Consider the following 22,682-nt stretch of genomic DNA (forward strand, 5'->3'; position numbering starts at 1 on the left):
GCCTTTGCAGCCCTGAATGCGCCGCCCGGAACGGACGCCGCGGCCGCTTGCGACAGGCCGGAGGGCAGATTACGGAAGGAAGCTGCGGATTCGCTTTCTGTGCGCTGTCGCCTTGCTGAATCCAGGGGTAATCCCTGAGCGGCGGGCGTGTCGCATGCGTAAGCGACGGTGACGGCGCGCTATTGCTCGCCCTTGAGTTCGACGTCGGCCGGGCGCGGATACTGCGAGACCGTGGAGGCGATCGGCAGCCACAGCACGGAAGCCAGGCCGACGCCGCCCTGCGCGTTGGGCTCGCCGTCGCGCAGTTCGATGTCGCCGTCGTTGCGGCGCGCGTAGGCGCGCGCGATCGCCAGCCCCAGGCCCGAGCCCGAGGAGGCGACCGGCTTGTCGGTGCCGACCCGCTCGAAGCGCGCAAAGGCGCGCTGGCGCAGCACCGGGTCCAGCCCGGGGCCGTTGTCGGACACGGCGACCTCGGCGCGGCCGTCCTGGCGGCAGACCGATACGGTGATGCGCGCGCCGGGGGGCGTGTAATGGATGGCGTTATGGACCAGGTTGGACAGGGCCTCGTGCAGCTCGGCCTCGTTGCCCGAGACCGGCACGGGGGTTTCCTGCCCTTCTTCGGCGCCGGCCGGCACCCAGCCCAGGTCCTGCTGTTTCTCGTGCGCCAGCGGCAGGTACTGCAGCACCACCTCGCGCGACACGGCGTTGAGGTCCAGCAATTGGCGCGGCAGCGGATCGGCCTGGTTGGCGTGCGCCAGCGACAGCAGCTGTTCGGTCAGGCGGCGGGTGCGGCCCAGCTGGTCGACGATGGCGCGCAGGCCCTCCTGCGCGCGCGCCGGATCGCGCTCGCGCAGCGCATACTGCGCCTGCGTCAGCATGATGGCCAGCGGCGTGCGCAACTGGTGGGAGGCGTCGGCCAGGAAGTGCGACTGCTCGTCCAGCACCCGGCGGTAGCGCGCGATATGGTGGTTGACGGCGTCGACCAGCGGGCTGACCTCGCTGGGCACGCGCGAGGCGTCCAGCGGCGTCAGGTCGTCGGGCCGGCGCCCCCGGATATCGTTGCGCAGCCGGCGCAGCGGCTTCAGGGCCCACGACACGCCCCACCACACCAGCAGCGCCACCAGGGCCAGCATGCGCGTGTCGCGCAGGATTTCCTGGCGGCGCGCGCGGTTCTCGGCCTCGATGCGCTTGCCGGTGCTTTCGGCCACCACCACCAGCACCTGCCGGTGCTGCCCCTTGTAGTAGAGATCGCGCACCACCGCAACGACCCGCACCGGGTCGTTGCGGTAGACGCTGTCGTAGAAGACCGGCTGGCCGTTGGAGCGCGGCCAGCTCGGCGGACGCGGCATTTCGGGCATGCCCAGCAAGGTCTTGCCCTGGTCCTGCGGCACCGGCGAGCCGTCCGGCAGCGGCGGGTCCATTTCTTCGATGCGGAAATACTTGCGCAGGCCGGCGCGCGATTCCAGCATGACCTGCGCATAGAGCGGCGTGGCCACCTGCAGCCTGCCCTCGGGCGTGAATTCCAGGCTGCTTTCGAGCACGCGCGCCGGCTCGACCAGCGCGCTGTCGTAGGCTTCGTTGGTGATTTCAGCCAGCGTGCGGTAGTCGTTCAGGCTGTCGACGACCAGCAGCACCACCACGCCCGGCAGCAGCAGGATGATGAGCAGCGCACGGATGCCGACGCGCGGCAACTTCATCTAGGCCGACTCGCTGGCGACGCTTTCCAGCATGTACCCCAGCCCGCGGACCGTGACGATGCGCACGTCGCTGCCGGCCAGCTTCTTGCGCAGCCGGTGCAGCACGACCTCGATGGCGTCGGGGTTGGCTTCGCTGTCGTGGGTGAAGACCTTGCCGAACAGCTGCGACTTGTCCACCGGGTAGCCGCTGCGGGTCAGCAGGGCCGCCAGCGCGGCGTGTTCGCGCGGGGTGAGAAACAGCAGCGAGCCGTCCAGCGTGAAGGCGCGGCTTTCGCTGTCGTAGGACAGCGAGCCGCACTGCAGCCGCGGATGCTGGCGGCCGCGGCTGCGGCGCACCAGGGCGGTGAGGCGGGCTTCCAGTTCTTCGAGGGCGAAGGGCTTGGTCAGGAAATCGTCGGCGCCCAGGTTCAGGCCGCGCACGCGGTCCTGCAGCGCGCCCTGCGCGGTCAAGAGCAGCACCGGCGTGCGGTCGTCGCGGTTGCGCATCTCGCGCAGGACCACCAGCCCGTGCTTGTCGGGCAGGCGCAGGTCCATGACGATGGCGTCGTACTCCGTGCCGGCCATGAAGGCTTCGGCCGTCCGGGCATCGGCCGCGTGGTCGGGCACGAACCCGCTCTGGGCGAGCGCGCGCATCAACCAGGACGCCATGTCCCGTTCGTCTTCAACCAACAATATGCGCATGACCGTCCGTTCCTTCGGGCAAATTCTCAGCCGCACGTTGTCCGTGCACCCGCTGGCGCAAGTAGCGGGTTTCGTGGTGACGCCGAAAGAGGATCGCCGACAACTCGTTCAACGCCTGGGTATAGACGTCGCGCTTGAACTCGATCACGGCATCCAGCGGAACCCAGTACTGGCTCCAGCGCCAGGCGTCGAATTCCGGATGCTGCGTCGCGCGCAGGCAAACGTCGCTGTCACGGCCGACCAGGCGCAACAAGAACCAAATCTGCTTTTGTCCTTTATAGTGGCCGCGCCACTCACGCCGGACGAAGTGATCGGGCACGTTATAACGTAACCAATCGCGTGTACGCCCCAAAATGCGGACATGCTCGGGCTTCAGGCCCACCTCTTCATGGAGCTCGCGATACATGGCCTGCACCGGGCTTTCGCCGTACTTGATGCCGCCCTGGGGGAACTGCCATGCATGTTCCCTGATACGCTTGCCCCAAAAGACCTCGTTTTTGGTGTTGACGAGAATGATGCCGACATTGGGGCGGTAGCCTTCGCGGTCAAGCATGGGCCACCCCCACCGAATTCAATACAATTACGGACGATTATACGTATCTGCTGCCACCTTTAAACATGCGCGCATCCAACTACCACATCAACACCCTCAAAGAAGCCCCTTCGGAAGCCGAAGTCGCCAGCCACCAACTGATGACCCGGGCCGGCATGATCCGCAAGCTCGCGGGCGGCATCTACACCTACATGCCCCTGGGGCTGAAGATCATCCGCAAGGTCGAGGCCATCGTCCGCGAGGAAATGAACGCCGCGGGCGCCATCGAGCTGCTGATGCCGGTGGTCCAGCCCGCCGAGCTCTGGCAGGAGTCGGGCCGCTGGGAGCAGTACGGCGCGGAACTGCTGCGCATCAAGGACCGGCACCAGCGCGATTTCGTGCTGCAGCCCACGTCCGAAGAGGTGATCACGGATATCGCGCGCAACGAGATCCACAGCTACCGCCAGCTGCCGCTGAACTTCTATCACATCCAAACCAAGTTCCGCGACGAGCGCCGTCCGCGCTTCGGCCTGATGCGCGGCCGCGAATTCACCATGAAGGACGCCTACTCGTTCGACCGCGACGAGGCCGGCGCCCAGCGCAGCTACGACATCATGTTCAACGCCTACATGCGCATCTTCGGCCGACTGGGCCTGGAATTCCGCGCGGTGGCGGCCGACACGGGCTCGATCGGCGGTTCGCGCAGCCATGAATTCCAGGTCATCGCCGAAACCGGCGAGGACCTGCTGGTCTACAACGCCGAGTCCGACTACGCCGCCAATATCGAGCTGGCCGAGGCGCCCGCGCTGTACGCCACGCGCGCCGAGCCGGCCGAGGCCATGGCCGAAGTGCCCACCCCGGGCGCGGCCAAGTGCGAAGACGTCGCCCGCCTGCTGGACATGCCGCTGGAGCGCACGATCAAGTCCATCGTGCTGGCCACCGACGGCGAAAAAGGCGCCGACATCTGGCTGCTGCTGCTGCGCGGCGACCATGAGCTCAACGAGATCAAGGCCGGCAAGCTGCCGGGCCTGGCGGGCTTCCGCTTCGCCACGGAAAGCGAGATCGTCGAGGCTTTCGGCTGCAAGCCCGGCTACCTGGGCCCGGTCAAGACCGCGCGCCCGGTGCACGTCGTCGCCGACCGCACCGTGGCCAACATGGCCGACTTCGTCTGCGGCGCGAACAAGGAAGATTTCCACATCCGCGGCGTGAACTGGGGCCGCGACCTGCCCGAGCCCGAGCTGGTCGCCGACCTGCGCAACGTCGTCGCCGGCGATCCCTCGCCCGACGGCAAGGGCACGCTGTCGATCCAGCGCGGCATCGAAGTGGGCCACGTTTTCTACCTGGGCAAGAAGTACTCCGAAGCGCTCAAGGCCACCTTCCTGGACGAGACCGGCAAGCCGGCGGTGCTGGAGATGGGCTGCTACGGCATCGGCGTCACCCGCATCGTGGGCGCGGCCATCGAACAGAACCACGACGCCCGCGGCATCATCTGGCCGCGCGCCATCGCGCCCTTCGAAGTCGTGATCTGCCCGGTGGGCTGGGGCAAAAGTGAAACCGTGCGTGACACCGCCCAGAAGCTCTATGAATCGCTGCTGGCGCGCGGCGTGGACGTCATCCTGGACGACCGCGACGCCCGCCCCGGCGTGATGTTCGCCGAATGGGAATTGATCGGCGCGCCGCTGCGTGTAACAGTTGGAGAACGCGGCCTGAACGATGGTGTGTTGGAATTGCAGGCCCGTCGGGAAACCGAAGCCGCCAAGATTCCGGTAGAGTCCGCGCTCGAGGCCGTGCTGAGCAAGCTCGACACCCTTTAACCTTATAGTAACTACGGGCTTATCGGCCCCGTCCGACATCTGCCTATCCGTACCGTGACCGCCCCGAAGTTCCCCGAATCCATCCTGCAGGTCCGCGTCTACTACGAAGACACGGACGCGGGCGGGGTGGTTTTCTATGCCAACTACCTGAAATTCCTGGAGCGCGCACGCACCGAGTGGCTGCGCGACCTGGGAGTCAACCAGTCCGCCCTGGCGGCCAGCGAGCAACGGCTTTTCGTCGTCCACTCCCTGGACATGTCCTACCGCAAACCGGCCAGGCTGGACGACCTGCTTACCATACGCAGCCGGATCACACGACTGGGCCGCGCTTCGATACACTTCGCGCAGCGCGCCGAGCGTGACGGGGAACTGCTTGCCGAAGGCAATATCCAAGTCTGCTGCGTCGATGCCATCCACATGCGGCCGGCGGAACTGCCGGCCGACGTTCGCGCCAAACTGAAATTCATTCAGGAATAACCATGCAAGTCACCAACGACATGTCGTTGCTTACCCTGATCACCGACGCCAGCGTGCCGGTCCAGCTGATCATGCTGTTGCTGCTGGGCATTTCGATCATGTCCTGGACCTACATCTTCGCCAAGCGCCTGGCCATCAAGCGCGCCCATGCGCAGACCCGCCGTTTCGAAGACGATTTCTGGTCCGGCGGCGACCTGTCCATGCTGCAGCAGGCCGTGGCCTCGCGCCGCGACGAACAGGGCGCGCTGGCCCGCATCTTCGATGCCGGCATGACCGAATTCCTGAAGGCCCGCCGCGGCAACGCCACGGGCGACGCCATCGCCCTGCTCGACGGCCCGCGCCGCGCCATGCGTGCGGCCTACCAGCGCGAAATGGACTCGCTGGAATCGCACCTCAACTTCCTGGCCTCGGCCGGCTCGGTTTCGCCGTACATCGGCCTGCTGGGCACGGTCTGGGGCATCATGCACGCCTTCATCGGCCTGTCGAACATGCAGCAGGCCACGCTGGCCTCGGTGGCCCCCGGCATCGCGGAAGCCCTGATCGCGACCGCCATCGGCCTGTTCGCCGCCATTCCGGCCGTGGTCGCCTACAACCGCTTCACCAACGACATCGACCGCATCTCGATCCGCTTCGACAGCTTCGTCGATGAATTCCTGAACATTCTGCAACGGCAGGTACGCTAATGCCCTCGGTAAGCTCGCGCGGCCGGGCCGGCCGCCGCATGAAGGCCGACATCAACGTCGTGCCCTACATCGACGTCATGCTGGTGCTGCTGGTCATCTTCATGGTGACCGCGCCCCTCATCACGCCCGGCCTGATCCAGTTGCCCTCGGTCGGCGCCGCCTCCGAGGTGCCGGTCAAGCCGCTGGAAGTCCAGATTTCGGAAGACGGCAAGCTCGCCCTGCGCATGCGCGAACCCGGCGCGACGCCGCAGGACATCGCGCGTCCCGAACTGGTGGCGCAAGTGCGCTCGCGCATTACGGCTGAAACCCCGGTGGTCATCGCCGCCGACGGCAAGGTGCCGTACGAGACGGTAGTGAAGGTCATGGACGAATTGCGCACCAACGGCATCACCCGCCTGGGTCTGCTGGTGGACCAATCCGCCGGCCAGAACCAGCCCGCCCCCGCGAAGAAACGCTAACGCGACGCCTTCGGCCGGCGCCGAAGGCATGCAACGCCCATGACGCCACCCATTATCCGACACCGCAGCGGCCCCCCGGCCCCCCCGCCCCACCACGACAACCGCAAGGCATTGCTGCTGGCCGTGGCGGTGCACGTGCTGCTGCTGATCGTGCTGATCTTCGGCGTGAGCTGGCGCTCGGAGAACCCCGGCCCCGTGCAGGTGGAACTCTGGGCCGACGGCAATTCGCCCGACTCGCCGCCGCCCACGCCCGAACCCGAACCGACCAAGCCCGAACCCAAGCCGCAGCCCAAGCCCGAGCCTGAAGAAGCGCCCGAGCCGCCGCCTCCGCCGCCCCCGCCGCCTCCACCCGAGCCGGAACCCCAGGTTCAGCCCAAGACCGAGGAGGTCGACCCCGAAATCGCGCTCCAGGAAGCCAAGAAGAAGCGCGAGGAAGAGGAAAAGGCGCGCCAGGCCGCCGAAGCCGCCAAGGAAAAGGCGCGCCTCGAGGAAGAGCGCAAGCAGGCCGAACTGAAAGAGAAGAAGCGCCTGGAGCAGGAACGCCAGGCCGCCGAGAAGGCTGCCGCCGAAAAAGCCGCGGCCGAGAAGGCCGCCGCCGAGAAAAAGGCCAAGGAAGAAGCCGCCAAGAAGGCCGCCGCCGAAAAGGCCGCTGCCGAGAAGGCGGCTGCCGAAAAGAAGGCGGCCGAGGAAAAAGCGGCCGCCGAGAAGAAGGCTGCCGCCGAAAAGGCTGCTGCCGAAAAGGCCGCAGCCGAGAAAAAGGCCGCCGCCGAGAAGAAGGCCAAGGAAGAAGCCGCCAAGAAGGCGGCCGCCGACAAGGCCCTCCGGGAGGCGTTCCGCAACGACGCCCTGGGCGCCGCCGGCATCCCCGGCGGCACGGCCGACCGCAACCAGGCAGGCGGCGGGCGCGACAGCGGCTACGGCGCCAAGGTGCGCGCCTGCGTGCAGCCCGGGGTGGCCTATCCGCCCCCGCCGCGCAGCGGATCGGAAAATCCCACGGCACAATACCGGGTACAGTTAGGTTCCGACGGGAAGGTCAACGGCGTAACGTTGACCCGGTCTTCGGGCATTGCAGGCTTCGACCGCGCGGTCGAAACCGGCATCCGCCGTTGCAACCCCTTCCCCAAGCCTTCCACGGGCCGCTACGAACCCATTATTGACGTTGTGTACAGAATGTATGATTGACAGGAGATTGACGAATATGACTCCCGCTTATAGCCGACGAGTACCCCAGCTCGCTCTCTGGCGATCGTATGGACTCGGGCTGCTGATGCTGGCGCTGGCCTGCCTGATGGCCATGCGACCCGCCCAGGCCCAGTTGCGCGTCGATATCTCGGGGACCGGCGCCACCCAGTACCCTGTGGCCATCGCCGATTTCGCCGTCGACGACACCCACGGACGCGCGCTGGCCGAAGTCATCCGCGCCGACCTGACCCGCACCGGCCAGTTCCGCCTCATCAACGCCGCCGGTTCCGGCCTGAACGTCGACTCCCCCATCTCGCACGACGACTGGCGCGCCAAGGGCGCCGACTTCATCGCCTACGGCAGCATCTCGCGCGGGGCCGACGGCCGCTACGACGTCCGCTACCGCCTGGCCGACACGGTCAAGAAGGGCCAGCTCGACGGTGTCGCGTTCTCGGGCACCGAGCAGGAACTGCGCCGCGTCGCCCACCAGATCGCCGACCGCATTTACGAGAAGATCACCGGCGTTCGCGGCGTGTTCTCGACCCGTATCGCCTACGTGCTGAAGAAGGGCACCACCTACGAACTGCAGGTGGCCGATGCCGACGGCCAGAACCCGCAGGTGGCCCTGCGCTCGCGCGAGCCCATCATCTCGCCGTCCTGGTCGCCCGATGGCTCCAAGCTGGCCTACGTAAGCTTCGAATCCGGCAAACCTGTCGTGTACGTGCACAATCTGGCTTCCAGCGCGCGCGTTCCCGTCGCCAACTTCAAAGGTAACAATAGTGCACCCGGCTGGTCGCCCGACGGCTCCAAGCTCGCGGTGGCTCTGACCCGCGATGGTTTGTCGCAAATTTACATCGTTAATGCGTCCGACGGCTCCAATCCGACCCGTGTGACGCGTTCTCCCGGCATCGACACCGAACCGCGCTTTACGCCGGACGGGGCATCCATTATCTTTACGAGTGACCGCAGCGGCGGGCCGCAGATCTACCAGACCGGCTCGAGTGGCGGCGAAGCCCGCCGCCTCACGTTTAATGGTGGTTACAACATCTCACCCCGAATTTCCCCCGACGGATCGACGCTGCTGTACGTTGCGAAACGCGACGGCGCGTTTCGTATCGCGTCGTTGAACCTGTCCTCAGGTGCCGAGACTTTGCTGACCGATGGTCGTGACGATCAGTCCCCTAGCTTCGCGCCTAATGGAATGCAAGTGCTTTACGCCGCCGTTCAAAACGGTCGTAGCGTGCTTGCAGGTGTCTCGAGCGATGGCCGCGTACGGCAGACGCTATCGGTACTGAACGGGGAAATACGTGAACCGACTTGGGGCCCATTTACCCGATAACACGTGTGACTCTCTTTGCAAAGGAACTATCATGAAGTCGCGCATTGCCAAAAGCCTAACCATCGCCGCTCTGGCTGCCGCCCTGGCAGCCTGCAGCTCCGTCCCTCTCGACGATAAAGCGGGTCAGGGCGGAGGCGCTGGCCAAGGATCGTCGTCGAGCTCCGGCGAAATCCTTGATCCCTTCAACCCCCAAAGCATCCTGGCGCAACAGCGCTCGGTGTACTTTGACTTCGACAGCTACACGGTGTCGGACCAGTACCGCGGTTTGGTCGAAACCCACGCGAAGTACCTGGCCTCGCACCCGCAGCAAAACATCAAGATCGAAGGCAACACCGACGAACGCGGCGGTTCCGAGTACAACCTGGCCCTGGGCCAGCGCCGTGCCGACGCCGTGCGCCGCATGATGACCCTGCTGGGCGTCAGCGACAACCAGATCGAAACCATCAGCTTCGGTAAGGAAAAGCCGAAGGCGACCGGTACGTCGGAAGCCGATTTTGCGGAAAACCGCCGTGCCGATATCGTCTATCGCCGCTAAACTTTCCGTATAGTCGAGTGTCCTACCACGCGTCGGGACGGTCAGCCGGCCGTCCCGACGTTTGTTTTTATACCCGGGAATTTTCATGCGCGATAACGTTCTGTCCCTGCGTCCCCTTATTGTGGCCACCGGCCTGGTGCTTGCCGCCCTGACGGCGCCGGCCCACGCTTTTTCCGACGATGAGGCCCGTCGGGCTATCCTGGATCTGCGCAAGCAGGTTCAGCAGCAGAACGAGCAGAACCAGCGCGCCAAGCTGCAGCTTGCCGACCAGATCCAGTCCCTGCAGCAGGAAATCGCCCAACTGCGCGACCAGCTCGAACTGGTGTCGCGCCAGCAGCCCAGCGCGCGCCCGGGCGGCGCCGCCGGCAGCACCAACCCGCCGGGCGCCAATGCCGGCGACCCGCAGGAACAGGCCGCCTATGACGGCGCCATCGACCTCTTCCGCAAGGGCCAGTACAAGGACGCCTCCGAGTCGTTCGCCGCGTTCACCGCGCTCTACCCCTCCAGCCAGCTCGCGCCCAGCGCCCAGTTCTACCTGGGCAGCAGCCGCTACGCGCTGAAGGACTTCAAGGGCGCCATCGAACAGCTCAACGCCATGGTCGAAAAATCCCCCGACAACGCGCGCGCCCCCGATGCGCTGCTGGTCATCGCCGGCAGCCAGATCGAGCTGAACAACCGCGCCGGCGCCAAGACGACGCTGCAGCGCATCGTGCGCGACTACCCCACCACGCCGGCCGCCGGCACCGCCAAGAGCCGCCTGCAGCTGCTCCAGTAATGGCGGTTGCCGCCTACCGGCATATCCTGCGCCGCCGCGCGGGGCTGATCGCCCTGCTGCTGGCGGCGATTTTCATGGCGCTGCTGGCCGATTTCACCTTGGGCCCTTCCGGCCTGCCGTGGCGCGACCTGTGGCAGACGCTGACCGCGCCCGCCGCCGCCGATCCCACCACCCGCGTCATCGTCTGGGACATCCGCCTGCCCTCGGCCCTGCTGGCCGCCCTGGTGGGCATGGCGCTGGGCCTGGCGGGCGCCGAGATGCAGACCATCCTGAACAACCCGCTGGCCAGCCCGTTCACGCTGGGCGTGTCTTCGGCGGCCGCCTTCGGGGCCTCGCTGGCCATCGTGCTGCAGCTGGGCGTGCCGGGCATCCCCGACGGCTGGCTGGTGGCCGGCAACGCGTTTCTGTTCGCGCTGCTGGCCGCGCTGCTGCTGGACGCGGTGACCCGTTGGGGCGGCATGAATACGTCGACTGTGGTGCTGTTCGGCATCGCCATGCTGTTCACCTTCAACGCGCTGGTTTCGCTGGTGCAGTTCATGGCCAGCGCCGAAGCCCTGCAGAACCTGGTGTTCTGGACCCTGGGCAGCCTGGCGCGCCCGGGCTGGGCCGCGGTGGCCGTGCTGGCGGCCGCCGTTGCGCTGGCCCTGCCGCTGGCCATGCGCCAGTCCTGGAAGCTGACCGCCTTGCGACTGGGCGAAGACCGCGCCGCCAGCTTCGGCGTGGACGTGCGCCGCGTGCGCGTCGCGGCGCTGGCGCGCGTCAGCCTGCTGTCGTCGCTGGCCGTCGCCTTCGTCGGCACGATAGGCTTCATCGGGCTGGTGGCGCCCCATATCGCGCGCCGGCTGTTCGGCGAAGATCACCGCTATTACCTGCCCGGCAGCGCGCTGGTGGGCGCGGTGATCCTGTCGCTGGCCTCGATCGCGTCCAAGAACCTCGTGCCCGGCGTGATCGTGCCGGTGGGCATCGTGACCGCGCTGGTCGGCATCCCCTTCTTCGTGGCGGTGGTCCTGCGCCGGCAACTGCCATGAGCCCGCAACTCGCCATCGAAGGGCTCTGCGCCGGCTACGGGCGCGGCGACGTGCTGCACGGGCTGGGCCTGCCGGCGCTGGCCGCCGGCGAAGTCACCGCCCTGCTCGGCCCCAACGGCAGCGGCAAGTCCACGCTGCTCAAGGCGCTGGCCGGCCTGGTCCGGACCCGCGCCGGCAGCGCCCGGCTGGGCGAACAGGACCTGATCCGGCTGAACTTCGGCGAACGCGCGCGCCACGTGGTCTATCTGCCGCAGAGCCTGCCCGCTGCGGTGCACCTGCGGGTGCTGGAATCGGTGCTGGTGGCGGCGCGGGCCAGCGGCGGCGACGCCGCGGCGGCCGATGCCCGCAGCGTCGAGCGGCTGCTCGAACGGCTGGGCATCGCCCATCTGGCGCTGCACTACCTGGATGCGCTGTCCGGCGGGCAGAAACAGCTGGTCGGCCTGGCGCAGGCGCTGGTGCGCCATCCGCGCGTGCTGCTGCTGGACGAACCGCTGTCGGCGCTGGACCTGAACTACCAGTTCCACGTGATGCGCCTGCTCAGGCAGGAAACGCGCGAGCACGGCCTCATCAGCCTGATCGTGCTGCACGACCTGAACGCGGCCCTGCAGCACGCGGACCGCGCGGTCATGATCCACGGCGGACGGCTGCACGCGGCGGGCGCCCCCGCCGAAGTCATCACGCCGGCCTCGCTGGCGGCGGTGTATGGGGTGCAGGGGCGCGTCGAAACCTGCTCGCGCGGCTTGCGGCAGGTGCTGATAGACGGGCTGGAGGCGCGCCCGCGCTAAGGACGGCTCAGGCGCGCTGCGCCACGTCGGCGACCGGCGCGCCGGTCATGTCCGCCAATTGCCGCGGCGTCAGGTTGAACACGGCATGAGGATGGCCGGCGGCGGCCCACAGGCTTTCGTAGTTGAACAGGTCCGCGTCCAGCAGCATCACCGGCTTGACCGTGTGGCCGATGGGGCAGACGCCGCCGATGGCATAGCCGGTCATGTCGCGCACGAACTTGGCGTCGGCCTTGGCCAGTTCGCCGACCTGCGCGGCCACCTTGGCCTCGTCGACCCGGTTCACGCCGCTGGCGATCACCAGCACCGGCGCATCGTCGGCGGCGCGGCGGAAGATGATGGACTTGGCGATCTGCGCCACTTCGCAGCCCAGCCCGGCCGCCGCTTCGGCCGAGGTCTTGCCGGTCTGCGGCAGCACCACGACGGGCTTGTCGTGCCCCAGGTCCAGCAGCAGCTGGGCGACGCGGCGAGCGGATTCGGGCAGGGCGGCGAGGGACTCGGGGGACATCGTGGCGGGCTCCGTTTCAGGCGATGCCGGCGCTGGGATAGGCCGGCGCAACGGAAAACGAGTTTATCAGCGCCGGCCCGCGATGGCTGGGGAGCTAGAATGCGCACCTGGCTTTTGCACAAGACTCCCATGCGTTCCGAACCCGTCCTGCCCCTGCAAACCGCGCCGATCGGCGGCTATGCCATGTCCTACACCGAGTATGGCAGCGGCGCGCCGCTGGTGCTGGTGCATGGCTCCCTGTCCGACAGCCGCTACTGGAAGTCGCAGATGGCGCCGCTGGGGCGGTCGTTCCGCGTGCTGGCGGTATGCCTGCGCCGCTACTGGCCGGAAGCCTGGGACGGCGCGGGCGACGGCTTTTCGATCGAGCAGCACGCCAGCGACGTGCTGGAATTCATCGACGCCGTGGCCGGCGGCCCGGCCCATCTGGTGGGCCATTCCCGCGGCGGGCGCGTGGCGCTGGAAGCGGCGCTGCGCCGTCCCGACGCGCTGCGCAGCCTGACCCTGGCCGATCCCGGCCTGCCGCTGCCCGGCGCGGACGACCACCGCGGCGGTTTCCGGCTGCGCGCGCTGGAGCTCATCCGCGCCGGCGAAACCGAAGCCGGCCTGGCGCTGTTCGTCGATACCGTGACCGGCCCCAACACCTGGCAGCGCATGGTGCCCTGGTTCAAGGAGATGGTGCGCGACAACGTCGGCACGCTGTTCGGCCAGGCGCGCGAGACGCCCGCCGCGCTGACGCCGCAGCAGATCGGCTCCCTGAAAATGCCCACGCTGCTGATCGGCGGCGCGTTGAGCCCCGCCCCCTACCCCGCCGTGCTCGACGCGCTGGCGCAATGGCTGCCGCACGCGCACCGGGTGACCATCGCCGGCTCCTCGCACGGCATGAACCTGGGCAATCCGCGCGCCTTCAACGGCGCCATCGAGGAATTCATCGGCGGCTGATCAGGGCTCGACCGAAGGCGTGTGCTTGAGCCGCCGCAGCACGAAGGTGGAGCGGCTGTGGCGCACGCCGCGCAGCTTGTACAGGCGCTTGCGCAGAAAGGACTCGTAGCCCTCGGTGCCCGCCACCGCCACCTTGATCAGGTAGTCGTACTCGCCGGTCACGAGAAAGGCCTCGACCACTTCCGGCAGGCGCGTGATTTCCTCGCCGAAGCGCGCCAGCGTGTCGTCGTCGTGGTGCTCCAGCGTGACCTCGATCATGACGGTATCGGGCAGGCCCAGCGCCTTCTGGTTCAACAGCGCGGCGTAGCCCTCGATCACCCCGGCCTCTTCCAGCGCCTTCACGCGGTTCCAGCACGGCGTGGGCGACAGCCCCACCTGCTCGGCCAGCTTCAGGTTGGTGAGCCGCCCGTCGGCGCGCAGCGCGCGCAGGATCTTGCGGTCGGTTTCGTCGATTTTGGGCATGGCGGACACGATGACAGGCACTCCAGGAGAAAATCTCTCTGAATATCAATTCTAGAGGATAGATATTTTCCTATATCCGCCAATCAGGCGTGAATCAGGAAACCTATTTTTCGCTACCCGCCGTAGACTTTCCTGCAAGACGGCCGCCTACCCCGGCCGTCGGATTTCGGCGCGCTCGCTGCGGCACAACCCGGCGCGCGCGCCGGCAGTTCCAACGCATCATGCCGCGCGCCGATCCGCGCGGCGGGAAATCATGTCCTTCGCAGCAGCAGCACCCGCAAGATCCGGCCTGGGCCTGTCCGGCACCGCCATGCTTCTTACCGCCCCGGCGCTATTCGCCTCCAACATGGTCGCGGCCCGCTGGGCCCACGACGCCAGCCTCCCCCCTGTGTTTCTCGCCTTCGGCCGCTGGCTGATCGCCCTGCTGATCCTGCTGCCGCTGGCCGCGCCGGCGCTGCGCGCGCACCGCCAGACGCTGCGCCGCAGCCTGCCGTCGCTGCTGCCGCTAGCGGTGCTGGGCATGGGCGTGGCGGTGGCGCCGCAGTACATCGGCGCCCAGACCACCAGCGCCACCAATATCGCGCTGATTTTCTCGTGCAGCCCCATTCTGGTGGCCCTGCTGGAAGCGGCGATCTGGCGCAAGCCTTTGTCGGCCCTGCGCGCCGCGGGCCTGGCGCTGGCGCTGGGCGGCGTGCTGACGGTGCTGTCGCGCGGCGATGCGCAGGCGCTGGCGCGCCTGGCTTTCGGCCAGGGCGACCTGTGGGTGCTGCTGGCCGCCACCGGCTGGGCGCTCTATACGGTGCTGCAGAAGCGGTTGAGCCTGCCGGCGGCGGTGCCCGACAGCGCGCGCCTGGCGACGCTGATGCTGGGTGGCGTGCTGGCGCTGGCGCCGTTCGCGGCGATCGAGGCGGCCAGCGGCGCCGTGCCGCCATGGACCGATCCGCGGCTGGCGGCGACGCTGCTGTTCCTGGCCGTGGTGCCCAGCCTGGGCGCCTACTACGTATACGGCCGGCTGATCAGCCAGGCCGGCCCGGCCACGGCCGGACTGGCCATGTTCCTGGTGCCGGTGTATGCGGCGCTGCTGGCCTGGCCGCTATTGGGCGAGGCGCCGCAGCTGTTCCACGCCTACGGCTTCGTGATGATTCTGTTCGGCGTGCGACTGGCCTCGACGCGCCGGCGCGCGGCCGCGACGGGCGCGGCCGCCGCGGCGGCCTGAGCCGCCTCAGCGGCCCGTGCCCTGGGCCGCAATCACTTCCTGCGCCACCTGGCGCGGGGCCTCGGCGTAATGCTTGAACTCCATGGAGTAGGTCGCCCTGCCCTGGGTAAGCGAACGCAGCGAGGTCGAATAGCCGAACATCTCGGCCAGCGGCACTTCGGCGCGCACCAGCTTGCCGCCGCCGCCGGCGATGTCCTCCATGCCCTGGACCATGCCGCGGCGCGAGGACAGGTCGCCCATGACGTTGCCGGTGTAATCGTCGGGCGTTTCCACCTCGACCTGCATCATGGGTTCCAGCAGCACCGGGTCGGCCCGGCGCATGCCTTCCTTGAACGCCATCGAGCCGGCCATGCGGAACGCGTTCTCGTTCGAATCCACGTCGTGGTAGGAACCGAAGAACAGCGTCACCTTCACGTCCACCACGGGATAGCCGGCCAGCACGCCGGCGTTGAGCGCCTCGCGCACGCCCTTGTCCACCGCCGGGATGAACTCGCGCGGCACCACGCCGCCCTTGATCGCGTCGACGAACTCATAACCCTTGCCGGGTTCCTGCGGTTCGAGCTTCAGCACCACGTGGCCGTACTGGCCGCGCCCGCCGGACTGCTTGACGAACTTGCCCTCGACCTCGGCACAGGTCTTGCGTATGGTTTCGCGGTAGGCCACCTGCGGCTTGCCCACCGTGGCCTCGACGCCGAACTCGCGCTTCATGCGGTCCACCAGGATTTCCAGGTGCAGCTCGCCCATGCCCGAGATGATGGTCTGGCCCGACTCCTCGTCGGTGCGCACGCGGAAGGACGGGTCTTCCTGCGCCAGGCGGCCCAGCGCGATGCCCATTTTTTCCTGGTCGGCCTTGGTCTTGGGCTCGACCGCCTGCGATATCACCGGCTCCGGGAAGACCATGCGTTCCAGGATGATGACGTGCGCCGGATCGGTCAGCGTGTCGCCGGTGGTGACGTCCTTGATCCCCACCGCCGCGGCGATGTCGCCGGCATAGACCTCGGTGATTTCGCGGCGCTCGTTGGCGTGCATCTGCAGGATGCGGCCCAGCCTTTCCTTTTTGCCCTTGACCGGGTTCAACACCGAGTCGCCCGACTTCACCACGCCCGAATACACGCGGAAGAACACCAGCTGGCCGACGAAGGGATCGGTCATGATCTTGAAGGCCAGGGCCGAGAACGGCTCGTTGTCGGCGGGATGGCGCTCGATCTCGCGGTCGCGCTCGTCATGGCCCTTGATGGCCGGCACGTCGACCGGCGACGGCAGGTAGTCGAGCACCGCGTCCAGCATGGCCTGCACGCCCTTGTTCTTGAACGCGCTGCCGCACAGCATGGGCACGATCTCGTTGGCCACCGTGCGCTGGCGCAGGCCCTGCTTGATCTCTTCCTCGGTCAGCGGCTCGCCCGCCAGGTATTTCTCCAGCAGCGCCTCGTTGGCTTCGGCGGCCTTCTCGACCATCTTGTCGTGCCATTCCTGGGCCTGCGCCTGCATCGCGGCCGGGATGTCCTGGTATTCGAAACGCACGCCCTGGCTGGCCTCGTCCCAGATGATGGCCTTCATCTTGACCAGGTCGATCACGCCTTCGAAATGGTCTTCGGCGCCCACCGGCAGCTGGATCGGCACGGCGTCGCCCTTGAGGCGCTCGGCGATCTGGCGCTGCACGCGCAGGAAGTCCGCGCCCACGCGGTCCATCTTGTTGACGAAGGCCAGCCGCGGCACCTTGTACTTGTTGGCCTGGCGCCAGACGGTCTCGGATTGCGGCTGCACGCCGCCGACCGCGTCATACACCATGACCGCGCCGTCCAGCACGCGCATGGAGCGCTCGACCTCGATGGTGAAGTCCACGTGGCCGGGCGTGTCGATGATGTTGATGCGGTGCTCGGGATAGTTGCCGGCCATGCCTTTCCAGAAGGCGGTGGTGGCGGCCGAGGTGATCGTGATGCCGCGCTCCTGCTCCTGCTCCATCCAGTCCATCACCGCGGCGCCATCGTGCACCTCGCCGATCTTGTGGGTGATGCCGGTATAGAAGAGGATGCGCTCGGTGGTCGTCGTTTTGCCCGCGTCGATGTGGGCGCTGATGCCGATGTTGCGGTATAGCTCGATACGCGTCTTGCGAGTCATGGCCTCTTCCTTTGAAGTCGCCAGGCAAAGACGGCAGGCCCGACCGGGCCTTGCCGCGGCGGGCGCGAGGCCGCGTGAAGGACTGCGTAGTGGCGAGGCCGCGCCCGCGCTGATGCATGAATATTACGCCCGCCGCCGCAAGATACAAAGACGCGCGCGGCCCGCTTGCGCGCCGCGCCGGGCGCAAAAAAACCCCTCGCTGCGGAGGGGTTCGGGGCGACCTGCGCGGAAGGACTTACTTCTTGTCTTCCTTGACGCGGTAGACCAGCACGGCGGTGCTGGCCAGCGACAGCACCTTGGCCGTGACGCTGCCCAGCAGCAGGCGCGACAGACCGCTGCGGCCGTGGCTGCCGATGAAGATCAGGTCGCAGCCGGCGTCGGCGGCGGCCTGCACGATGCCGTCGGCCACATTGAAGTTGGACACGGCGCGCGCCTCGGACTTCACGCCGGCGGTGTCGGCGCGGTCGGTGATCTGCTTGAGGTACTTGTCGGCCTGTTCGGCCGAGGCCTTTTCGTAGTCTTCGTCGGTGATGGCATAGGCCGCGGCCATGCCGTCGAAGCCGATGGTGGCCGCGAACGGCTGCGTGACGTACAGCGCGACGACTTCAGCGCCTACGGAACGCGCAAAACAAATACCCGCGTTGGCGGCTTGCGCCGACAGCGGCGAGCCGTCGGTGGGAATCAGGATCTTCTTGAACATCTGCCTGCTCCTGTTTGAGAGGAGTCTCCATGCTACCGGAAACCCGCTACGCGTACATCAATGTGAACCCGATGTGCTTGATGCGCGTCAAGCGCGGCCTCAGCCCAGTTGCTGCGCGGCGGCGAACAGGTTGGTGCAGCGGGTGCCGGTGCGGCAATACGCCAGTACCGGACCGGGCAGCGTGCGCAGCAGTTCGGCGAAGCGCTGGACGTCGGCGGCGGTCATGGCGCTGCCCACCACGGGCTGGTATTCGATCTGCAGGCCGGCGGCCTGCGCGGCCTTGGACACGTCGGCGGCGGTGGGCTGGTCGGGGCCGCCTTCGAAATCGGGACGGTTGATGATGACGCTCTTGTAGCCGGCGGCGGCGACGTCCGCCATGTCGTCCGGGCCGAGCTGCGGGGCGACGGCGAAATTCTGGGTCAGGGGTTTGATGGGTGCGGACATGACGATTCCTTATATGGCTTGGTAATGAGGGCTTTTTATATTATTGAATGCCCGCGCCGGTTTGCGCGAAGATTTTTTCCAGGTCCGCCCAGATTCCCCGGTGATCGGCGATGGTGACCGAAAAACGCAGCATGCTGGAGGGCGCCTGCGACGGCGAGAACAGCGTGCCCGGCGCCAGCAGCATGCCGTGGTCGGCCGCCACCCGCGCCAGCTCCTCGCTGTCGCGGCCGCAATCGGCCCAGACGAACATGCCCGCATTCGGTTCGTGATGCACCGTCATTCCCAGCTTGAGCAGGCCCTTCAGGCAGCGCTGGCGGGCCTCGTCCACGCGCGCGCGCACCCGTTCGATATGGCGCCGGTACTGCCCTTCCATCAGCACCCGGTGCACGACCCGTTCGCCCAGTTCGGGCGAGGTCAGGCCGGCCAGCATCTTCAGGTCGGCCAGCTTCTGCAGGATGTCGGGATTGGCCGCCAGATAGCCCACGCGCAGGCTGGCCGCCAGCATCTTGGAATAGCCGCCCACCAGGATCACGCGTTTCAGGCGGTCCAGCACCGCCAGCTTCATGGCCCCGCCGGGATGCAGTTCGCCGTAGGTGTCGTCTTCGACCACCATGAAATCGTGGCGCTCGGCGATGCGCAGGATGTCGTAGGCCGCCCCGGCCGACAGGGTATGGCCGGTGGGGTTGTGCACCGCGCTGTTGACGATGAAGAGCTTGGGCTTGTGCTGCGCGGCCAGCTGTTCGAGCAGCGCGATGTCGGGGCCGTCGGGGCCGCGCGGCACGCCGATGGGGCGCGCGCCGAAGGCCGCCAGGCGGCCGAAAATGACGAACCAGGCCGGGTCTTCGACCAGCACGGTGTCGCCCGGCTTGACCAGGTGCCGCGCGATCAGATCCAGGCCGTGCGTGACGCCGTTGGTCGTGAGCAGGTTCAGCTCCGGATGCGCCGGCACGCCGTCGTTCTGCAGCGAGGCGGCGATCTGCTGGCGCAGCGGCGCGAAGCCCTGGGGATGACCGTAGCTGACCAGGTGGCCGCGCACCGAGCGCCCGACCGCGCGCACCGCGCCGGCCACCATTTCGGGATCCAGCCAGTCCGGCGGCAGCAGGCCCGCGCCGCCCGGCATGCCGAGCGCGGCGGTTTCGCGGAACATGCTGCGCAGCAGCCAGGCCACGTCGATGCGCGCCGGCGGCGCCAGCGAAGCGGCGGACGGCGCCGTGGCGGAGGCCGCCAGCGGGCCGCTGCGCGCCCGCACGAAAAACCCCGCGCCCCGGCGCGACTGCACCAGGCCACGCGCCACCAGCCGGTCGTAGGCTTCCACCACCGTAAAGCGGCTGACGCCGGACTGTTCGGCCATCTTGCGGATGGACGGCAGCCGGGTGCCGGGCCGCAGGCCCTGCTCGTCGATGCGGCGGGCCAGGCCGTCGGCCAGCTGCGTCACCAGGGTGGCGTCGGCCTGGCGCACCGGCTGCCAGGGCGGGGAGGATGAGAGCGCGGGGGCAACTGTCATGGAGATTTCACCAGGCCAGTGATTAAAGTGATATGCCAAAGTGTACCGGTACTGTACCGATGACTATGCGTAGAGTGGCAGCAATCACGAAAACCTGCAACTGGTGGCGCCCATGACCCGTCCTGCGTTCTATCCCTCCTCCCCGGCCGCCGCCAAGGCGGCCGGCCCCGTCTGGGAGGGCTACGCCTATGGCTTCCTGGGCGTGCTGGTCTTTTCCCTGACGCTGCCCATGACGCGGCTGGCCGTGGCCGAACTGGACCCGCTGCTGATCGGGCTGGGCCGGGCGCTGGTGGCGGCGGTGCCGGCCGTGGCGCTGCTGTGGCTGACGCGCGCGCGGCGGCCGAACCGCGAGGAATGGCCCGGCGTGATCCTGGCCGCGCTGGGCATCGTGGTGGGCTGGCCGCTGGCCTCCTCCTTCGCCATGCAGACCGTGCCTTCGTCGCACGGCGCAGTGTTCAACGGCCTGCTGCCGCTGTCGACGGCGGCCTTCGCGGCGCTGCGCAGCGGCGAGCGCCCGTCGCCGGCATTCTGGGCCTGGGCCCTGCTGGGCGCCGCGCTGGTCACCGCCTACGCCCTGCGCCAGGGCCACGGCACGCTGTCGCTGGGCGATCTGTGGCTGCTGGTGGCGGTGGTGCTGGGCGGCATGGGCTATGCCGAAGGCGCGCGGGCCTCGCGCACGCTGGGCGGCGGGCGCACAATATGCTGGGCGCTGGTGATCAGCGCCCCGGTCGTGGCGGCCCCCGTAGGCTGGATGGCCGCGCAGGCCAGCTGGCCCAGCTCGTCGGTCGTGCTGGCCTGCGCCTACCTGGCGTTCGGCTCGATGTTCCTGGGATTCTTCGCCTGGTATCGCGGCCTGGCCGTGGGCGGGATCGCCCGCGTGGGACAAGTTCAGTTGCTGCAGCCCTTTCTTACGGTGGTGGCCGCGGCAGCGTTGTTTGACGAATCCGTGGAAACGGCGACCTTCTTCTTCGCCGCCGCCGTGATCGTCGTGATCGCCGGCGGACGCCGCGCCATAGTCAGGACCCCTAAATGAATCTGCTCCCTTCCCAATGGGCCGACGTGCCCCTGATGTCGCTGTCCCTGCTCGGTCCGCTGGCCATGTTCGCGCTGGTCAGCTCGATCACGCCCGGCCCCAACAACGTGATGCTGGCGTCCTCGGGCCTGAACTTCGGCTTTCGCCGCAGCATGCCGCACCTGCTGGGCGTGAACCTCGGCTTCACGCTGATGATCTTCCTGGTGGGCGTCGGGCTGGGCTCGGTGTTCCAGCAGATGCCGCAGCTGTACACCGTGCTGAAGTACGTGGGCGCGGCCTACCTGCTGTACCTGGCCTGGAAGATCGCCAATTCGGGCGCCATGGAGGACGGCGAGGTGCGCGGCAAGCCCTTCACGTTCCTGCAGGCCGCGGCCTTCCAGTGGGTCAACCCCAAGGCATGGGTGATGGCCGTGGGCGTGGTGGCCACCTACACGCCGCAGAACAGCTTTTTCGCCAACCTGGTCATCGCCACGCTGGTCTGCGGCATCGTCAATCTGCCCAGCATCGGCATCTGGGTCACCTTCGGCACGGCGCTGCGCCGCGTGCTGCACCGGCCCTGGGCGATCCGCGCCTTCAACATCAGCATGGCGCTGCTGCTGGTGGCCTCGCTGTATCCGGTGGCCCTCGAACTGGTGCACTGACCCTGCCGGACTAGGCCCGCAAAGCCACCACCACGGCCGGCGTGACCAGCACGTTGAACAGGCCCGCCATCACCATGACCAGGCCGGCCACCGCGCCCTCGTCGGCCGCCAGTTCGCGGGCCTTGGCGGTGCCCGCGCCGTGGGCGCCCATGCCGAACAGCGCGCCGCGCGCCAGGGCCGAGCGCAGCGGCAGCCAGCGGCGCATCAGCTGGCCGATGGCCGCGCCGAACACGCCGGTCACGATCACGAACACCGCGGTCAGGTCGGGCATGCCGCCCACGTGTGTGGACACTTCCACGGCGAAAGGCGTGGCCACCGAACGCGGCAGCAGGCTCAGCCGGAGGTCGGGCGGCAGGTCCAGCAGGCTGCCCAGCAACCACGCGCTGGCGCCGGCCACCAGGCTGCCGACCGCGACGCCGGCGGCCAGCACCGGCCAGTAGCGGCGGATCAGCGCGCGCTGCTGGTAGAGCGGCAGCGCGAACGCCACGATCACCGGGCCCAGCATCGCCATCAGCCAGTGCGAGCCGGCCATGTAGTCGCGATAGCCGGTGTGCAGCGCGATCGCCAGCGCCAGCAGCAGGGCCGGCGCCACCACCAGCGTCGAGGTGCACCAATAGGCGTAGCGGCGGTAGAACAGCCGGGCGCCGGCGTAGGCCAGCACCGTCGCCGCCGGCCAGAACAGCAGATTGAAATCAACCGGCATGGCGGTTCATCCAGCGGTAGCAGAGGTCTATGGTCAGCGCCGTGCCCGCCATCACCAGCACGGTGCCCAGCACGATGACGGCCAGCAGCTTCAGCCCCAGCAGCCCGAGGAATTCGCGGTGGTCCAGCAGCGACATGACGGCGGGAACGAAGAACAGCAGCATTTCGCCCAGCAGCCAGCTGGCGCCGCGGTGCACGCTGCGCACCGGCAGGCGGCGCGTGGCCAGCAGGAGCAGCACGATGGCCATGCCGATGACCGCGCCCGGTATGGGCAGCCCCAGCCACCCGGCGAGCGCCTGGCCCAGCCAGGAAAACAGGACGATCAGGCAGATTTGCAGGACGCGGCTGCGGCGCAGGGCGCTGCGCGCGAGGATGGAATAACGGGACAAAAACATCGGCAGGACTTCCAGCGGCATACCTATGTTTTACGCC

Annotated in this window: 25 protein-coding genes; 14 read left to right on the top strand and 11 right to left on the bottom strand. The window is 67.9% G+C overall.

Annotation, left to right across the window (positions count from 1 at the left end; translation table 11 throughout):
• Positions 1–179: 179 nt before the first annotated feature.
• Genes AC1IQ6_RS24110 through AC1IQ6_RS24120 form a run of 3 tightly spaced genes read right to left on the bottom strand, consistent with a single transcriptional unit; the run spans position 180 to position 2,931 of the window.
• Positions 180–1,697 (bottom strand): sensor histidine kinase, encoded by a 1,518-nt coding sequence (locus tag AC1IQ6_RS24110; RefSeq protein ID WP_485865405.1) that lies wholly within the window; start codon positions 1,695–1,697, stop codon positions 180–182.
• Entirely contained in the window at positions 1,698–2,378 is a 681-nt protein-coding gene (locus tag AC1IQ6_RS24115) for a response regulator (protein ID WP_062681263.1), read from the bottom strand.
• Positions 2,359–2,931 (bottom strand): RNA pyrophosphohydrolase, encoded by a 573-nt coding sequence (locus AC1IQ6_RS24120; protein WP_102775861.1) that lies wholly within the window; start codon positions 2,929–2,931, stop codon positions 2,359–2,361. Before AC1IQ6_RS24120 ends, AC1IQ6_RS24115 begins: the two co-directional genes overlap by 20 nt.
• A 65-nt stretch (positions 2,932–2,996) precedes the next feature.
• Between AC1IQ6_RS24120 and AC1IQ6_RS24125 the strand changes: the two genes are divergently transcribed.
• The 10 genes from AC1IQ6_RS24125 to AC1IQ6_RS24170 all read left to right on the top strand — a co-directional run bounded on the left by AC1IQ6_RS24125 (position 2,997) and on the right by AC1IQ6_RS24170 (position 11,986).
• A complete protein-coding gene (locus AC1IQ6_RS24125) occupies positions 2,997–4,724 on the top strand; it encodes a proline--tRNA ligase (RefSeq protein ID WP_102775860.1) in 1,728 nt (575 codons plus the stop codon).
• A gap of 54 nt (positions 4,725–4,778) precedes the next feature.
• A complete protein-coding gene (gene ybgC / locus AC1IQ6_RS24130; RefSeq protein ID WP_102775859.1) occupies positions 4,779–5,201 on the top strand; it encodes a tol-pal system-associated acyl-CoA thioesterase in 423 nt (140 codons plus the stop codon).
• A 2-nt stretch (positions 5,202–5,203) separates the two neighbouring features.
• A complete protein-coding gene (gene tolQ, locus AC1IQ6_RS24135) occupies positions 5,204–5,884 on the top strand; it encodes a protein TolQ (protein ID WP_102775858.1) in 681 nt (226 codons plus the stop codon).
• Positions 5,884–6,342, top strand: coding sequence for an ExbD/TolR family protein (locus tag AC1IQ6_RS24140; protein ID WP_111826710.1), 459 nt, complete (start codon positions 5,884–5,886; stop codon positions 6,340–6,342). Before tolQ ends, AC1IQ6_RS24140 begins: the two co-directional genes overlap by 1 nt.
• 39 nt (positions 6,343–6,381) lie before the next feature.
• Positions 6,382–7,524, top strand: a complete 1,143-nt coding sequence (gene tolA / locus AC1IQ6_RS24145) for a cell envelope integrity protein TolA (RefSeq protein ID WP_102775856.1) — start codon at positions 6,382–6,384, stop codon at positions 7,522–7,524.
• Positions 7,525–7,540: 16 nt separating this feature from the next.
• On the top strand, positions 7,541–8,863 hold the full coding sequence (gene tolB / locus AC1IQ6_RS24150) for a Tol-Pal system beta propeller repeat protein TolB (RefSeq protein ID WP_102775855.1): 1,323 nt from the start codon (positions 7,541–7,543) through the stop codon (positions 8,861–8,863).
• 31 nt (positions 8,864–8,894) lie between these two features.
• A complete protein-coding gene (gene pal, locus AC1IQ6_RS24155) occupies positions 8,895–9,398 on the top strand; it encodes a peptidoglycan-associated lipoprotein Pal (protein ID WP_102775854.1) in 504 nt (167 codons plus the stop codon).
• An 85-nt stretch (positions 9,399–9,483) separates the two neighbouring features.
• A complete protein-coding gene (gene ybgF / locus AC1IQ6_RS24160) occupies positions 9,484–10,173 on the top strand; it encodes a tol-pal system protein YbgF (protein ID WP_102775853.1) in 690 nt (229 codons plus the stop codon).
• The gene (locus tag AC1IQ6_RS24165; protein WP_102775852.1) at positions 10,173–11,201 is read left to right on the top strand and encodes a FecCD family ABC transporter permease; all 1,029 of its coding nucleotides are present in this window, start codon (positions 10,173–10,175) and stop codon (positions 11,199–11,201) included. The genes ybgF and AC1IQ6_RS24165 overlap by 1 nt, the downstream gene beginning before the upstream one ends.
• On the top strand, positions 11,198–11,986 hold the full coding sequence (locus AC1IQ6_RS24170) for an ABC transporter ATP-binding protein (RefSeq protein WP_102775851.1): 789 nt from the start codon (positions 11,198–11,200) through the stop codon (positions 11,984–11,986). The genes AC1IQ6_RS24165 and AC1IQ6_RS24170 overlap by 4 nt, the downstream gene beginning before the upstream one ends.
• Positions 11,987–11,993: 7 nt before the next feature.
• Here the strand turns inward: AC1IQ6_RS24170 and AC1IQ6_RS24175 are convergent, their stop codons facing one another.
• Positions 11,994–12,491, bottom strand: coding sequence for a YbaK/EbsC family protein (locus AC1IQ6_RS24175; protein WP_102775850.1), 498 nt, complete (start codon positions 12,489–12,491; stop codon positions 11,994–11,996).
• A 129-nt stretch (positions 12,492–12,620) separates the two neighbouring features.
• On the opposite strand from AC1IQ6_RS24175, the gene AC1IQ6_RS24180 reads away from it, so the two are divergent.
• Complete coding sequence (locus AC1IQ6_RS24180; RefSeq protein WP_209165644.1) at positions 12,621–13,430, top strand: alpha/beta fold hydrolase; 810 nt, start codon at positions 12,621–12,623, stop codon at positions 13,428–13,430.
• Here the strand turns inward: AC1IQ6_RS24180 and AC1IQ6_RS24185 are convergent, their stop codons facing one another.
• The gene (locus AC1IQ6_RS24185) at positions 13,431–13,892 is read right to left on the bottom strand and encodes an Lrp/AsnC family transcriptional regulator (RefSeq protein WP_247747728.1); all 462 of its coding nucleotides are present in this window, start codon (positions 13,890–13,892) and stop codon (positions 13,431–13,433) included.
• 253 nt (positions 13,893–14,145) lie between these two features.
• Here AC1IQ6_RS24185 and AC1IQ6_RS24190 point away from each other — a divergent pair, with 253 nt between their 5' ends.
• Positions 14,146–15,108, top strand: coding sequence for a DMT family transporter (locus tag AC1IQ6_RS24190; protein ID WP_485865406.1), 963 nt, complete (start codon positions 14,146–14,148; stop codon positions 15,106–15,108).
• A gap of 6 nt (positions 15,109–15,114) precedes the next feature.
• Here the strand turns inward: AC1IQ6_RS24190 and fusA are convergent, their stop codons facing one another.
• The 4 genes from fusA to AC1IQ6_RS24210 all read right to left on the bottom strand — a co-directional run bounded on the left by fusA (position 15,115) and on the right by AC1IQ6_RS24210 (position 19,874).
• Positions 15,115–17,226 (bottom strand): elongation factor G, encoded by a 2,112-nt coding sequence (fusA, locus tag AC1IQ6_RS24195; protein WP_102775847.1) that lies wholly within the window; start codon positions 17,224–17,226, stop codon positions 15,115–15,117.
• Between the two features lie 235 nt (positions 17,227–17,461).
• Complete coding sequence (locus tag AC1IQ6_RS24200; RefSeq protein WP_102775846.1) at positions 17,462–17,926, bottom strand: universal stress protein; 465 nt, start codon at positions 17,924–17,926, stop codon at positions 17,462–17,464.
• 99 nt (positions 17,927–18,025) lie between these two features.
• Complete coding sequence (locus AC1IQ6_RS24205; protein WP_043544931.1) at positions 18,026–18,370, bottom strand: protein tyrosine phosphatase family protein; 345 nt, start codon at positions 18,368–18,370, stop codon at positions 18,026–18,028.
• Between the two features lie 40 nt (positions 18,371–18,410).
• A complete protein-coding gene (locus AC1IQ6_RS24210) occupies positions 18,411–19,874 on the bottom strand; it encodes an aminotransferase-like domain-containing protein (RefSeq protein WP_168202270.1) in 1,464 nt (487 codons plus the stop codon).
• Positions 19,875–19,986: 112 nt separating this feature from the next.
• On the opposite strand from AC1IQ6_RS24210, the gene AC1IQ6_RS24215 reads away from it, so the two are divergent.
• Together AC1IQ6_RS24215 and AC1IQ6_RS24220 are read left to right on the top strand one after the other, a co-directional pair.
• Positions 19,987–20,907, top strand: coding sequence for a DMT family transporter (locus AC1IQ6_RS24215; protein WP_209165643.1), 921 nt, complete (start codon positions 19,987–19,989; stop codon positions 20,905–20,907).
• Complete coding sequence (locus AC1IQ6_RS24220) at positions 20,904–21,548, top strand: LysE family translocator (RefSeq protein WP_102775843.1); 645 nt, start codon at positions 20,904–20,906, stop codon at positions 21,546–21,548. The genes AC1IQ6_RS24215 and AC1IQ6_RS24220 overlap by 4 nt, the downstream gene beginning before the upstream one ends.
• 10 nt (positions 21,549–21,558) lie before the next feature.
• On the opposite strand, the gene AC1IQ6_RS24225 is transcribed toward AC1IQ6_RS24220, so the two are convergent.
• Both AC1IQ6_RS24225 and AC1IQ6_RS24230 read right to left on the bottom strand, forming a co-directional pair.
• Complete coding sequence (locus AC1IQ6_RS24225; RefSeq protein ID WP_485865407.1) at positions 21,559–22,251, bottom strand: LrgB family protein; 693 nt, start codon at positions 22,249–22,251, stop codon at positions 21,559–21,561.
• Positions 22,241–22,645 carry a CidA/LrgA family protein gene (locus tag AC1IQ6_RS24230; RefSeq protein ID WP_102775886.1) on the bottom strand — a complete coding sequence of 135 codons (405 nt, stop codon included), beginning with the start codon at positions 22,643–22,645 and terminating at the stop codon, positions 22,241–22,243. Before AC1IQ6_RS24230 ends, AC1IQ6_RS24225 begins: the two co-directional genes overlap by 11 nt.
• Between the last annotated feature and the right edge of the window lie 37 nt (positions 22,646–22,682).

Source organism: Achromobacter sp. MUI-25009338, from assembly GCF_057359325.1.